We start from the raw sequence: 14,073 nt of genomic DNA, 5'->3' as shown, positions 1-14,073 counted from the left end.
TGGCTTGCTTAACTATTCCTGAACAAGCAGCTGCGTTCTGTCCCGCTTTGTGTCAGCAGCGACCTAGACGTTAATCGATTTTAACGATATCGCTCCCACTGATGAGGGAAGCGTCGCTACTACTTCACCGGCTCGGCGGGACTGCGTTGCACGCTTGCGTTGCCGCGACGCTTATGATGTCGGTCTGCGCGCTCGGCGGCTGCGCCAGCAACGGCGCGAGCAATTCCCACGCGATGGCCACCACGACGGCGCCGAGCGATGCCGCAACGATCGCCTTCGATCAGATCGATGGCCCGCCGCCGCAAGTGTTCGACCGCATGGTGAACGTGCTCGATAGCGAATCGAAATTGCGCAGCTTGGCTGTCGTGTCGCGCGAGGCGCCGGCCGCCTACCGCGTGCGCAGCTATCTCTCCGCGCAGGTGGTCAGCGGCAAGAGCGTGATCGCGTGGGTCTGGGACGTATATGACCGCAATCAGCAGCGCGCGCTGCGGCTGTCGGGCCAGGAGCCGACCGGACGCGCCGGACGGGATGCGGTGCGCGATCCCTGGGGTGCGGCCGACGACCTCGTGCTTCGCAAGATTGCGCAGGCCGGCTTCAGCGGGCTCACCAGCATGCTCAATGGAACAGCGCCCGCGGACAATCCGACCCAGCCCGCACCGGCGGCGCGTGGTCCGGCGGTGGCGGCCGCTCCGGCCGACACGACCGATACCACCAATGTCGCGGCCCTCGGCTACACCGACCATTAGCCAAAGCGGCGCAATTCGCAGCCATTTTTGACCGGGAAAACGTCTTCCGCGGGTTGCCAGCCGCGCTATCTCCTTGATATCACCTCGCCCGTGCAAGATTGCCGGTTCCACGGGTAGCCCGATATGCTGAATATTGTCTCCAGCGAAGCGCGGGGAGAAATCTCGATGTCGGCCAAGAACGGCTCCATCAAACTGGTTGCCGGCAACTCCAACCCAGCACTGGCGAGCGCAATCGCCACCGAGCTCGGGTTGCCGCTCACCAAAGCCGTAGTCCGGCGCTTCGCCGACATGGAGATCTTCGTCGAGATCCAGGAGAACGTCCGCGGCTCCGACGTCTTCATCCTGCAATCGACGTCGTATCCGGCCAACGACCTGCTGATGGAGTTGCTGATCATCACCGATGCGCTGCGCCGTGCTTCGGCGCGCCGCATCACCGCGGTGGTGCCTTATTTCGGCTATGCGCGGCAGGATCGCAAATCAGGCTCGCGCACGCCGATCTCGGCCAAGCTCGTCGCCAATTTGATCGCCCATGCCGGCGTCGACCGCGTCATGACGCTCGACCTGCATGCCGGCCAGATCCAGGGCTTCTTCGACATTCCGACCGACAATCTTTACGCCGCGCCGCTGATGGTGCGTGACATCAAGGATCGGTTCGACCTCTCCTCCCTCATGGTGGTGTCGCCCGATGTCGGCGGCGTGGCGCGCGCCCGCGGGCTTGCCAAGCGCATCAACACCCCGCTCGCCATCGTCGACAAGCGCCGTGAGCGCCCCGGCGAGTCCGAGGTGATGAACGTGATCGGCGACGTGTCCGGCCGCACTTGCATCCTGATCGACGACATCGTCGATTCCGGCGGCACCCTGGTGAACGCCGCCGACGCGCTGCTCAAGCACGGCGCCAAGGAAGTCTACGCCTACATCACCCATGGCGTGCTGTCCGGCGGAGCTGCGAGCCGCATCACCTCGTCGCGGCTGAAGGAGCTCGTCATCACCGACTCCATCATGCCGACCGAGGCCGTGCGTAATGCGCCCAACATCCGCACGCTCCCGATTGCGCCGCTGATCGCCGAGGCGATCGGCCGCACCGCGGCGGAAGAGTCGGTCTCGAGCCTGTTCGACTGAGCCGTCCTTCGAAGCGGCCATCAGCGCCGCTACAGATTCATTCGTCATACCCCGCGCATGCGCGGTATCCAGTACCCCCCAGCTTCTCGATCTATCACGACCATCTCCCCGCACTGGATCGCCCAGAGCCGGACGATGACGGTTGAGATTGTGGTGCACAGCTTGCTCCCTCTCCGCCATTGCGAAGCGCCTCGCAGCACAATGAGCGCGGCAGGAAACGCGGCCGGCCTTTTCTGCCGCGGCCGTGACCCTGAGAGTTTCGTCGCAATGCACCAATGACGCACCTCCGATCCTCCTGTTGCGGCGGCGGCGGATCGCGTTAGACTTCCCCGTAAGAAAAAGCATCCTGGGGAGGATACGATGAGAGCGATCACGCGCCGCAACATGCTTGCGGGCACGGCGGCAGCAAGCGCGCTTGCGCTGGCCGGACGGTCTGCCTGGGCCGAGCCGCAGTGGAAGAAATATGCCGGCACCAAGCTCGAGGCGATGCTGATCAAGGGGCCGCGCGGCGACAATGTGCAGAAGTACCTCAAGGAATTCACCGCGCTGACCGGCATCGAGGTCGAGTCCGAGCAGATCCCCGAGCAGCAGCAGCGGCAGAAGGTGGTGATCGAGCTCTCCTCCGGCAAGCCGAGCTTCGACGTCGTTCACCTGAGCTATCATGTGCAGAAGCGGCAGTTCGAGAAGGCCGGATGGCTTGCCGACATCACGGACTACATCAAGGACCCGAACCTCACCGCGCCGGATCTCGTCGAAAGCGATTTCTCAGCCGCTGGGCTGACTTACGCCAGGAATGACAAGGGCCGTATGCTGTCGCTGCCGTGGTCGGTCGACTACTTCATCCTCTACTACAACAAGGAGCTGTTCGCGAAGAAGGGCGTCGCGGTACCGAAGACGCTCGACGAAATGGCCGAGGCCGCGCAAAAACTGACTGATCCGAAGGACGGCACCTTCGGCTTTGTCGGCCGCGGCCTGCGCAATGCCAACATGACCCTGTGGACCAATTTCTACCTGAACTATGGCGGCGAATTCCTTGACGACAAAGGCAATATCCTGAGCGACGGACCCGAGGCGGTCGCCGCGACAAAGCTCTATCAGAAGCTGCTCACGACTTCGGCGCCGCCCGGCGTGGCCGGCTTCAACTGGATGGAGTCGATGGCCTCTTTCACGCAAGGTCGCTCGGCGATGTGGATCGACGGCGTCGGCTGGGCGCCGCCGCTGGAAGACCCGAATGCCTCACGCGTGGTCGGCAAGGTCGGCTACACCGTGGTGCCGGCCGGGCCGAAGGGGCAGTATTCCGCCACCTATGGCGACGGCATCGGCATCGCGGCCGCCAGCAAGAACAAGGAGGCGGCCTATCTGCTCTGCCAGTGGATCGTATCCAAGACCCAAGGCGCGCGCTTGCTGCAGGCCGGCGGCGGCGTGCCGTTCCGCAGCTCCATTCTGAACGATGCCGAGGTCCAGAGCGGCGTGAAGATGCCGAAGGAATGGCTGCAGTCGGCGATCGACTCCGCCAAGATCTCCAAGCTTGGCCTGCCCGTGGTGATCCCCGTCGCCGAATATCGCGACATCGTCGGCGCCGCGCTGACGGCCACGCTCTCCGGCGCCGATCCCGCAACCGAACTGAAGAAAGCGCACGAGCAGTATCGCCCGATCCTGGAGCGCAGCGAGAAAGCGTGAGCACGATTGCCGAACAAGCCTCGGGTACGGCGACACAGGCCGCCGTGGCGGAGCGGCCATGGCGGCCGCCGTCCTACTGGCCGTTCGTGCTGCCGGCGCTGGTCGTCGTGCTGGGCGTGATCATCTTTCCCTGGCTGTTCACGATCTGGATGAGCTTCCAGGAATGGAAGGTCGGTGCGCCCACCGTTTTCGTCGGGCTCGCCAACTATCTGCGGCTACCGGCCGATCCCCGCTTCGTCGAGTCAGTCGGCCACACGCTGTCCTATACCGCGCTCTCGGTGCTGCTGCCGCTGGTCTTGGGTACCTTCGCAGCAGTCGTCTTCCACACCAGGTTTCCCGGCCGCGGACTGCTACGCGCACTGTTCATCATGCCGATGATGGCAACGCCGGTGGCGATCGCGCTGGTCTGGACCATGATGTTCCACCCACAGCTCGGGGTCCTGAACTATCTGTTGTCACGGGTCGGTCTGCCGCCGCAGCTCTGGGTGTTTCACCCGGCCACCGTGATCCCCTCGCTGGTGCTGGTCGAGACCTGGCAATGGACACCGTTGGTGATGCTGATCGTGCTCGGCGGTATCGCCGCGCTGCCCACCGAGCCTTATGAGAGCGCGCAGATCGATGGCGCCAGCCCCTGGCAGATGTTCCGCTACATCACGCTGCCGCTAATCATGCCGTTCCTGTTCATCGCCGCCATGATCCGCTGCATCGATGCGGTGAAGAGCTTCGACATCATTTTCGCGATCACTCAAGGCGGCCCGGGCTCGGCCTCGGAGACCATCAATCTCTATCTCTACAGCGTCGCTTTCGTTTATTACGACCTCGGCTATGCCTCGGCGATCGCGGTCGTCTTCTTCGTGCTGATCATCGCGCTCACCGCCCTGCTCCTAGTGCTGCGCCGCCGGGTGCAGTGGAATGCGCTGGGGGACGAGCCATGAGCGGACGCGGCATCCTCGGACGCCTCGCGCTGGCTTTGGCGGTGTTCATCATCGTCTCGCCCGCGATCCTGTTCTTTCTCTGGATGCTGTCGCTGTCGGTGAAATTCGAGATCGACAATGCCGCCTATCCGCCGGTGTTCTGGCCCGAGCATTTCGCCTGGAAGAACTACACCGACGTGCTGTCGTCGAACCGCTTCTTTACCTACTTCACGAACAGCATGCTGGTGACGGGCGGTGCGACCTTGCTCGCGATGCTGGTCGGCGTGCCCGCGGGCTATGGCATCGCGCGTATGGCCGCGCACAAATCGGCGATTGTGATCCTGGTTGCGCGCATTACGCCCGGTCTGTCTTATCTGATCCCGCTGTTCCTGTTGTTCCAATGGCTCGGCCTGCTTGGCACGCTGTGGCCGCAGATCATCATCCATCTCGTCGTCACCGTGCCGATCGTGATCTGGATCATGATCGGCTATTTCGAGACCACGCCGCTCGAGCTGGAAGAGGCCGCGCGGATCGACGGCGCCACGCGATGGCAGGTGTTCCGCCACGTCGCGCTGCCGGTGGCCAAGCCCGGACTTGCCGTGGCCTTCATCCTTTCGGTGATCTTCTCCTGGAACAACTTCGTATTCGGCATCGTGCTGGCCGGGCGTGAGACGCGCACGCTGCCTGTCGCCGTCTACAACATGATCTCATTCGATCAGCTGAGCTGGGGGCCGTTGGCCGCCGCCGCGCTGATCGTGACCTTCCCCGTGCTGCTGCTGACCGTGTTCGCGCAGCGGCAGATCGTCGCGGGACTCACCGCGGGTGCCGTCAAAGGCGGCTAAGAGCCGCGTATACGGCATGCCAGCATCAGCACGCGAATGAAGGGCGGAGCTGCCTTTGTCGGGCCATACTCTGCCTTTTGGGTGTCTCTCATGGAACCGAGATTCGACCCGCGTGCTTGACGCGAGGGACACTCGCCTCGAAGGTTTCATGCTGTTTCCGTGCCGGCTTCGTTCGAGCCGAAGTAAACCGCGCCGCACGACCGTCCAATGCCGGCTGGGGTATCCGGCTCGGTCATCGTGCTGCATGTCCGCATCGGCTGAACCGCCCAACGAAGACCAGCATGCCTCCCGATCGTGACGCTCCCGCGCCGGACCGATTGACTGCCCTGTCGCAGACTGACCTGCTCGACACCCCGCCCGAGCCGGGCTTCGATCGTGTCACCCGCCTCGCAACGCGGCTCTTGCAGGCGCCGGCCGCGATCATCGCTCTGGTCGATCGCGACAGGCAATTCTTCAAGAGCTCCATCGGCCTGTGTGAGCCGTGGAATTCCTTGCGGGAAACGCCGCTGAATCACTCCTTCTGCCAGCATGTCGTGAGCACGGCAGCGCCGCTGGCCGTCTCCGATGCGAGCCAACATCCTCTGGTGAAGAACCATCTCGCCGTGCCTGTCCTCGGGGTGATCGCCTATCTCGGCGTTCCCTTGAAGCTGTCGGGAGGCGAGGTGATCGGCGCGCTCTATGTGATCGACCACGTCCCGCGTGCCTGGAGCGAGGAAGACATCGCCCAGCTCGTCGAGCTCAGCGAGATCGTGATGGATGAGATCGCGTTGCGCGCCGAGAATGCGCGGCGACGGACCGTCGAGCAACACCATCGCGTGCTGGTCCATGAGCTTAATCACCGCGTCAAGAACACCCTGGCGCTGGTCGACAGCATCATCGCTCTCAGCATCCGCGCCGACGCGACGTTCGTGAATTTCGGCGAGGCGCTGCGCGGCCGCATCGCGGCACTGACGCGCAGCCACGCGCTGGCGCTCGATCGGGGTCGTGAAGCGATCACGCTCGACGAGCTTGTGGAGGCCGAGCTGGCGCCGCTGCAATGTGAGCGCGTCGCGGTCGACGGCCCTTTGGTGCAGCTTGCTCCGGGAATCGCGCTTTATCTCTCGATGGGACTGCATGAGCTCGTCACCAATGCCGTGAAGTATGGCGCGCTCTCCAACGATGCCGGCGGCGTGACGCTGGGCTGGAGGCTCGACGACGGCCGTCTCAAGCTGTCATGGCAAGAGAGCGGCGGACCCCTGGTCACGCCGCCGGCCCGCAACGGTTTCGGCTCGCTGCTGTTCGAGCGCATTCTCGGCCCGGCGCTCGGCGGGGCGGTCACGCGCGACTTCGCTGCCGACGGGCTGAAAGTGAAGTTCGACATGCCACTCACGAGCTGACAGGCGAAAACGCCGCAAGACCGAGCCGCCTGTCATCGCGATCGCAGGCGCAGTGCCGAGGCGCCCTTGGCCACCATCCATTCAGCAACTACGATTTCAACTGCGCTGTCTGCGCTCACCCTCCACCAGACCGCGTGGCGCGAACCAGCGCGAAGGCTGCGGCCGCGGCGATCAGCGCGGGAAGCGCCGCGGCCGTGAACAGCAGGTCGACGCCGACCCTGGCGGCCAGCATCGCGCCGCCGACCAGCGGTCCGACGATCGAGCCGATCCGGCCGATGCCGAGCGCCCAGCCCATGCCGGTCGAGCGGATCGCGGTCGGGTAATAAGTCGCCGTCAGCGCATTGGCGGCGATCTGGCCACCGACGATGCAAAAGCCGGCGGCGAAGATCGTGACCGTGACGAAGCCGATCGAATGGCTGGTGAAGCCGATCGCCGCGATCGCCAGCGCGGCGCAGACATAGACGATCGCCAGCGCCTGGAAGGAGAAGCGGTCGATGACACGACCAAGCGTGAAGGTGCCGACCACGCCGCCGACCTGGAGCATGGCGCCGATGACAGCCGCAACCGACACCGAGGTGCCGAGATCGTTGAGCACGGTCGGCAGCCAGTTCGACAACAGATAGAGGTCGAGCAGGCTCATGAAGAACACGACCCAGAGCAGCAGCGTGACCCCGCCGCGCTGCTCGGCGAACAGATGCGCCACCGGCAAGCCCGGCAGTTTCGGCTCCTGCACGACGAAGTGAGCGTCAGCCGCGACCTCGATCGTCGGCGCGACACGCCGCAGCAACGCGGCCACCTCGTGGTCGCGGCCGCCGACCAGCGCCAGATAGCGGATCGATTCCGGCAGCACGATGCCGAGGATCGGCGCCAGCACCAGCGGCACCAGCCCGCCGACCAGGAACACCGAGCGCCAGCCAAAGGCCGGGATCAGCGCCGCGGCGACAAGACCGCCGAGCGCGGCGCCGATCGAGAATCCCGCAAACATCATCATCACCATGGTGGCGCGGCGGCGGTGCGGGCTGAGCTCCGAGGTCAGCGCCACCGCGTTCGGCATCGCGCCGCCGAGGCCAAGCCCGGTGAGAAAGCGCAACGCGATCAACCAGCTCGCATCCTGCGCCAGCATCGTCAGCAAGCTGCCGAGACCAAATGCGGCGGTGCTGAGCACGATGATCCGCTTGCGGCCGATCCGATCGGCGATGGTGCCGAACAGGATCGCCCCGATCATGAGACCGAACAGGCCGGCGCTGAACACCGGCCCGAGCGCGCCACGCGCCAGCTTCCATTCCTGCGCCAGCGCCGGCGCGACATAGCCAATGGCCTGGGTGTCGAACCCGTCGACGAACAAGACCGCCGCGCAAATCAAGAGCATCCGGATCTGGAAGGGACCGACCGGCAGGCGGTCGATGGTCTCAGGCACGTCAATGGCCGCTGTCGCCCTCGCCCTGGCGTCAAGATTCATCCGCGTCGTCCTTCCCCGTGGCCTTCGGCATCCCGTGGGCCTGCATTCAATTATTGTTTCAAATCTCTTATTATGAGATTTCATTGAATACAAGCCATCGACCGCGGGTGTTCTCGCGAACCAGCAAGGCGGCTATCAGGACGGCAGCTCGGGATGCGGTGAGGCGGGCGTTGAAGAAGACCAACAGTCAGGATCGGGTGCTGGCGGTGCTCGACCTGTTCAGCGAGAGCCGCCCGCTCTGGACGCCTGAGGAACTGATGCGGGAGCTCGGCTATACCCGGCCGACGCTCTACCGCTATCTCAAGAGCCTGAAGGACATCGGGCTGCTGATGTCGACGCGGGGCGGCCGTTTCACGCTCGGTCCGCGCGTGGTCGAGATGGATTATTTGAGCCGCCGCGCCGATCCCCTGGTCGCGACGGCCGCGCCGCATCTGGCGCGCCTGACCGCCGCCCATCCCTGCACCGCGCTGATCGTGCGCTGGTATGGCGACAAGATGTTGTGTGTGGCCTCGCAATCTTCCGCCCCCAATCCCATCAGTAGCTACCCGCGCGGACGCCCGATGCCGATGGGGCGCGGCGCGATCGCCCGCTCGATCATGGCATTCCTGCCGAAGCCGCAGCTGGTGCCGTTGATCAGCCGCTATGCGCACGATCTCCGCCAGGTCGGGGTGGGCGCGACGCCGGAGGACATCCTGGCGGCGTTCAAGCGCATCCGGCGCGCCGGCGTCGCGGTCGCGTTCGGCGAGGTGACGCCGGGCGCGGTCGGCATTGCCGCCCCGATTCTTGACGCCGGCTATCCGGTGGCCAGCCTCTGCGTCACCGTCGGCGGTCAGCAGGCGAGTGGCGAATTGATCGACCGGATCAGCGCGGAGGTGCGCGAGGCCGCACGGCAGATCGGAACCGAGGTCTTCGACGAACCTAATTCAAATCTCAACATGTGAGATTTTGATTGACGCCCTGTTTGGCAGACGGCATGTGAAAGACTGAAGCGCCCGGCAGACCGGAATGACCGAGGCGCGCGAAGGGAGCGCGCATGGGGATGATGACGCACGCAACAACGCCCGTGGTGATCGTCGGCGGTGGCCCGGTCGGGATCGGGCTCGCGATCGACCTCGGCCTGCGGGGCATCAAGTCGATCGTCGTCGAGCGCTACCCGGAGCCGCAGCGGATCCCGAAGGGACAGAACCTCACCCAGCGCACCATGGAGCATTTCCATCTCTGGGGTGCTGAAGAGGCGCTGCGCGCGGCGCGCACCATTCCGCGCGACTACGGCATCGGCGGGCTCACCGCCTATGGCTCGCTGCTCAGCGGCTACAGTCATGACTGGCTGCAGCGCGAGCTGGTCCGGCCGTTCTACTTCACCGACAATGAGCGGCTGCCGCAATACGCCACCGAGGCCGTGCTGCGGCGGCGCGCCGCCGAGATCCAGGGCATCGAATTGCTCTACGGCTGGACCTGCACGTCCCTCAGCCAGGACGCTGATGGTGCGGAGGTCGAGATCGTCGATCGCAGCGGTGGCACACGGACGCTGCGCGCAGACTACGTGGCCGGCTGCGACGGCAGCCGCTCGCTGATCCGCGAGCAGGCGGGCATCACCCAGACGCGATCCGACCATGACCGGCTGATGGTGCTGCTAGTGTTCCGCTCCACCGGCCTGCACGAGCTACTGGCGCGTTACCACGGCAAATCATTCTACAACGTCTTGCATCCGGCGCTTGATGGCTACTGGAAGTTCTTCGGCCGCGTCGATCTCGGCTCGACCTGGTTCTTCCACGCGCCGGTGCCGGCCGACACCACGCGCGACAATTTCGATTTCAAGCGCATCCTGCACGAGGCCGCCGGCGCCGAATTCGACGTCGAATTCGAGCACATCGGGTTCTGGGATCTGCGCTTTGCGATCGCCGACGGCTATCGTGCGGGGCGCATCTTCATCGCCGGTGACGCCGCCCACAGCCATCCGCCCTATGGCGGCTATGGCGTCAACAGCGGGCTCGAGGATGCCGTCAACCTGTCCTGGAAGCTTGCCGCCCAGTTACAAGGCTGGGCCGGCGCCGGCCTGCTCGACAGCTACAGCGCCGAGCGGCAGCCGGTGTTCGCCTCCACCGCGCGTGACTTCATCGAACAATCGATCCTGACCGACCGCGACTTCCTCCGCCGTCACGATCCGGCCCGCGACCGCTCCGATTTCGAAGCGGCCTGGTGCGCACGGCAGTCCGGCGCGCGCGCCGAGGTGAACGCGTTCGAGCCCAATTATGAAGGCTCGCCGATCGTGTGGGGGACGCCGGGTGCGGTGAGCAGCGCAATCGGCAACCATGCCTATGCGGCGCGTGCCGGCCATCATCTGGCGCCGCAGCCGCTGTCATCAGGCAGGAATGTCTTCGAGGAATTGGGTCAAGGCTTTACGCTGGTCGCGCTCGGCGCGGATGATGCAGCATCCCACTTCGTGCAGGCCGCCGCGGATTTGCGCGTGCCGCTCAAGGTCATCAACGACACCGCGGCAGACGGCCGCGAACGATATGCGGCGCGGCTGATTCTGGTGCGGCCCGACCAGTTCGTGGCGTGGGCAGGCGATGATGTGTCCGGCGACGAGACCACACGGCTGTTGCGGCGCGCGATCGGCGGAAGCGTGTAAAGGCACAAGCCAACGCCGCTCTCAGGGCCGTGCGGCTTTGGCATCCTCGGCGGTGACGGCGTCCTGATAGTCGTTGCCGAAATGCGTTCGCACGTAGTTGACGACGGCGGCGACCTGCTCATCGCTCATGAAGGCACCGAGCGGCGGCATGCCGTGCTGGCCGTGGGTGACGACATGCAGCGGATAGGCTCCGGCCTGCAGCTTGGCGTTTCCGGCAAGCGACGGGAAGGTGCCAGCGCCGCGCCCGCCCGTTCCATCCATCATGTGGCAGCCGCTGCAGACGTTGCGGTACAGGCTCTCGCCGTCTCGCTCGACGAACCTGTAGCCCGGGCTGAACACGTGGGCTGCCTGTACCGCTGAGTTCGACTGCGCGTTCGACGCCGGCAGGGTGAGGCCTTGCGCGCCGCAGGCGGCCAGTATGGCGGCAGCACCGACAAGCGGCCGGATCGTGGCCATGAGCTGTGGATGATCCTTCATCAAAGCCATCCGGCTAGCTCTTCATCACACGCTGATGCAGCCGCGTGACCGCATCGAGCGCCGACAGGATTGCGCCTTCCTGCCAGGCCGGCATGTAGGAGACATGCTCGCCTGCGAGCACGATCCGGCCGTCGATCTGACAGAGGTTGTCATAGTGCTGCGCGCGTGCCGCCTCGGTCCAGTAGCCGGCGCAGCCGAGCGTGAACGGCATCCGATTCCAGGCGACCGCAACGCCGGTCTCGAATTCCGTGCGGTACTGCGGATGGATCCGCGAACCGAACTCCACCGCATCAGCGATTCTTTCCTGCGGCGTCAGGGCCGTGAATTCATAGGCGCTCGGCAAGCCATACAGATAGGCTCCGAGCAGGACGCCACGGCCGCTTCGATTGAAGTCCATCGAGGGATAGCCGATCTGCCCGATCGGCAGATCGGTGTAGCTGATGCCGCCATAGATCGCTTCATCCTCCTCCCAGAAGCGCCGCTTGAACTGCAAGCCGATCTTGACCGATGCGATGTACGGGACGGCCTCGATCGCGGCCTGCATCGGCGCACCGACGTCGATCTCGATCTCGCTGAGGATGGACAAGGGAATCGTGCAGATACACCAGTCCGCCTTCTCCTGGTGGACCGCGGCCTGCGCGTCGGTGTCGGCATAGGTCACTGTGACCCCATCACTGCCCTGCTGAATCCGTGTCACCCTGGCGTTATAGTGAATGAGGTCGCCGAGCTCGCGCGCGAAAGCCTTGCCGATCGCGTCCATGCCGCCGACCGGTTGAAACAACGTCGTCTGGAAATCGAACTGCGCGAAACTCTGCAGATAACGCCACAGGCGCGACTGCAGGATGTCGGACAGCTCGATCGGCGTCCCCGCGATCGGCGCCGCGCCCCGGCCTCCGCCTGGCGCCTTGTCAAAGCCGCGGTGCCCTGCCGCGATCAGGCTGCTTTTATAGGCGTAGCTGGAGTCGAGCGCGCCCCAGCTCCTCAGGGCCGCCAGCAGGATCTCCTTGTCCTGCTTCGAGACGGCGGCATCGAGCGCGCCCTGCTGCGTCACCTTGGCAAGCAGCTCCGAGACGTGGCCGTGGAAATCCGCCTGGATCTCGCGGATTCGCTGCGGCTTTCCGCCGAATCCATTCGAGGCATGCAGCAGCGCATTGTGGTTGAGCTGGATGAACGGCTCGAGCGCGACATTGAGGCGCCGGCAATAGTCGAGCACGCCACGATGGTGATATGGAATTCGCCACGGCCCCGGATTGATGTAGAGGCCTGGCGCGAATTCGCAGGTCTGGCTGTTGCCACCGAGTTCGGTGAAGGTGTCACCACCGCGCAGGGTCCAGTTGCGCCCGCCGGGCCGGCTGTTGAATTCGAGCACTTTGACTTTGTAGCCGGCGTTGCGCAGCTCCAATGCCGCAGTCATTCCGGCAAGACCGGCACCCAGGATCAGGACGGAGGCGCCGTTCGGATCGCCATTGAGCTTGATCGGGCCGTTATAGGTGGATTCAGCGGCGAAGCCGAGGCTCGTCATCGCATGATACATCGCCGCGCTGCCGGCCACCGTGCCGATCAGCGCCAGCAGATCGCGCCGGCTCATCGGCGTATGATGCTTGCCATCCATCTCGGCGCCTCAGGATCTTGCGGATGCTGGCGGCGCAGCAAAGAGCGGCCTTGATTGAGACATCGAACGTCATCTCGGCTTGGGGCTAGCGTGACGGCCGTCATGCTACCCCGCGACCGACCTTAGCCGATGACGAATGCGGCTGCAGACGTAATGTTTGACGTCAATTGTTCTTGAACCAATCGACGCTGGCGTCATCCCTATGCACGCTGCTCTCCGGCGCCGGCGAGGCCGGGATTGGGAGCGCGCTGCCCCCGCCTCCGCTCAATCGTCATCTCCGCCAGGATTGACATCGCAATCTCCTCCGGCGTGATGGCGCCGAGATCGAGGCCGGCCGGCGCCTTGACGCGATCAAGCCGGTTGGGATCGACGCCGTCAGCGATCAACTTCTCCCGCAGTGAGGCCATCTTGCGCCGGCTGCCGACGAACGCGTGATAGATCGCCTCGGTGGCGACGGCCGCCCGCAGCGCGGCTTCGTCACCCTTGCCCTGCGTCGACACCACCACGAAGCGCTTGGCGTCGCCCAACGGACCGAGCGCGAAGCCGTCGATCAACATATCGGCGGCCTCTGGGGTGGCGACGAGATCAGACGTGGGCACGGCCAGCGTCACGTGATAGCCGAGCGGCTTGGCTTGCGCCGCCAGCGAGAGCGCAACCGGGCTTGCACCGAATATCACCAGCGACGGATGCGGCAGCACCGGCTCGACGAAGATGTCCATCGTCCCCTTGCTCGGGCACATGTTACTGGCGAACTTCACGCCTTCGCGAATCTCGCCCGCCTTGACGCCGAGCTCGGCCAGGAGATTTTCCGGCTGCACCGAGACCATGCGCGGGATGCCGTCGGCGAGGGCCTCGCGCGCCGCCTTCAAGACCGCGCCCTTCGCACAGCCACCGCCGATCCAGCCCGCGACGATCGAGCCGTCGGGCCGGATAATCGCCTTCGCGCCGGCTTTCGCTGCGGTCACTGAGACCGTGCGCACGACGGTCGCCAGCACGAAGCTTTCCTCGGCGGCCTTCAGCTGCGCGGCGAGATCGAGCACTTCAGGGGCAGTGGTCATACGAGCCTCCCATGCAGCACGTGGAGGTCGCACTGTTGCAGCGGCAGCGGTCCGTTCCCTCCCCCCTTGTGGGGGAGGGTTAGGAAGAGGGGTAAGCCACGGGCGGTGTGCTTGGAGGCCCCCCTCCCCAGCCCTCCCCCACAAGGGGGGAGGGAGCA

Annotated in this window: 12 protein-coding genes; 8 read left to right on the top strand and 4 right to left on the bottom strand. The window is 65.0% G+C overall.

From position 1 onward, the window contains the following. Window positions 1-101: 101 nt before the first annotated feature. The 6 genes from BRAS3843_RS22190 to BRAS3843_RS22165 all read left to right on the top strand — a co-directional run bounded on the left by BRAS3843_RS22190 (window position 102) and on the right by BRAS3843_RS22165 (window position 6,677). On the top strand, window positions 102-746 hold the full coding sequence (locus tag BRAS3843_RS22190) for a hypothetical protein (RefSeq protein WP_035982449.1): 645 nt from the start codon (window positions 102-104) through the stop codon (window positions 744-746). Between the two features lie 165 nt (window positions 747-911). Continuing rightward, window positions 912-1,865 carry a ribose-phosphate pyrophosphokinase gene (locus BRAS3843_RS22185; RefSeq protein ID WP_008971295.1) on the top strand — a complete coding sequence of 318 codons (954 nt, stop codon included), beginning with the start codon at window positions 912-914 and terminating at the stop codon, window positions 1,863-1,865. Between the two features lie 360 nt (window positions 1,866-2,225). Then, window positions 2,226-3,545 (top strand): sugar ABC transporter substrate-binding protein, encoded by a 1,320-nt coding sequence (locus BRAS3843_RS22180; protein WP_008971294.1) that lies wholly within the window; start codon window positions 2,226-2,228, stop codon window positions 3,543-3,545. Next, window positions 3,542-4,480, top strand: a complete 939-nt coding sequence (locus BRAS3843_RS22175; protein ID WP_008971293.1) for a sugar ABC transporter permease — start codon at window positions 3,542-3,544, stop codon at window positions 4,478-4,480. The genes BRAS3843_RS22180 and BRAS3843_RS22175 overlap by 4 nt, the downstream gene beginning before the upstream one ends. After that, entirely contained in the window at window positions 4,477-5,301 is an 825-nt protein-coding gene (locus BRAS3843_RS22170; protein WP_008971292.1) for a carbohydrate ABC transporter permease, read from the top strand. Before BRAS3843_RS22175 ends, BRAS3843_RS22170 begins: the two co-directional genes overlap by 4 nt. A gap of 281 nt (window positions 5,302-5,582) precedes the next feature. Then, window positions 5,583-6,677 (top strand): HWE histidine kinase domain-containing protein, encoded by a 1,095-nt coding sequence (locus tag BRAS3843_RS22165; RefSeq protein WP_008971291.1) that lies wholly within the window; start codon window positions 5,583-5,585, stop codon window positions 6,675-6,677. A gap of 115 nt (window positions 6,678-6,792) precedes the next feature. Here the strand turns inward: BRAS3843_RS22165 and BRAS3843_RS22160 are convergent, their stop codons facing one another. Then, window positions 6,793-8,136: an MFS transporter gene (locus BRAS3843_RS22160; RefSeq protein WP_008971290.1), complete on the bottom strand. Its 1,344-nt coding sequence runs from the start codon at window positions 8,134-8,136 to the stop codon at window positions 6,793-6,795. A gap of 170 nt (window positions 8,137-8,306) precedes the next feature. Between BRAS3843_RS22160 and BRAS3843_RS22155 the strand changes: the two genes are divergently transcribed. Then, on the top strand, window positions 8,307-9,077 hold the full coding sequence (locus BRAS3843_RS22155) for an IclR family transcriptional regulator (protein ID WP_008971289.1): 771 nt from the start codon (window positions 8,307-8,309) through the stop codon (window positions 9,075-9,077). Window positions 9,078-9,169: 92 nt separating this feature from the next. After that, complete coding sequence (locus tag BRAS3843_RS22150) at window positions 9,170-10,768, top strand: FAD-dependent monooxygenase (RefSeq protein ID WP_008971288.1); 1,599 nt, start codon at window positions 9,170-9,172, stop codon at window positions 10,766-10,768. A 21-nt stretch (window positions 10,769-10,789) separates the two neighbouring features. On the opposite strand, the gene BRAS3843_RS22145 is transcribed toward BRAS3843_RS22150, so the two are convergent. The 3 genes from BRAS3843_RS22145 to BRAS3843_RS22135 form a co-directional block, all read right to left on the bottom strand. Continuing rightward, complete coding sequence (locus tag BRAS3843_RS22145) at window positions 10,790-11,245, bottom strand: cytochrome c (RefSeq protein ID WP_244425447.1); 456 nt, start codon at window positions 11,243-11,245, stop codon at window positions 10,790-10,792. Between the two features lie 13 nt (window positions 11,246-11,258). After that, window positions 11,259-12,857, bottom strand: a complete 1,599-nt coding sequence (locus BRAS3843_RS22140; protein WP_008971286.1) for a flavin monoamine oxidase family protein — start codon at window positions 12,855-12,857, stop codon at window positions 11,259-11,261. Window positions 12,858-13,057: 200 nt separating this feature from the next. Further along, complete coding sequence (locus BRAS3843_RS22135; RefSeq protein ID WP_008971285.1) at window positions 13,058-13,915, bottom strand: XdhC/CoxI family protein; 858 nt, start codon at window positions 13,913-13,915, stop codon at window positions 13,058-13,060. Between the last annotated feature and the right edge of the window lie 158 nt (window positions 13,916-14,073).

The organism is Bradyrhizobium sp. STM 3843 (assembly GCF_000239815.1).
GTDB lineage: Bacteria > Pseudomonadota > Alphaproteobacteria > Rhizobiales > Xanthobacteraceae > Bradyrhizobium.
This window is presented reverse-complemented; position numbering and strand designations above follow the sequence as displayed.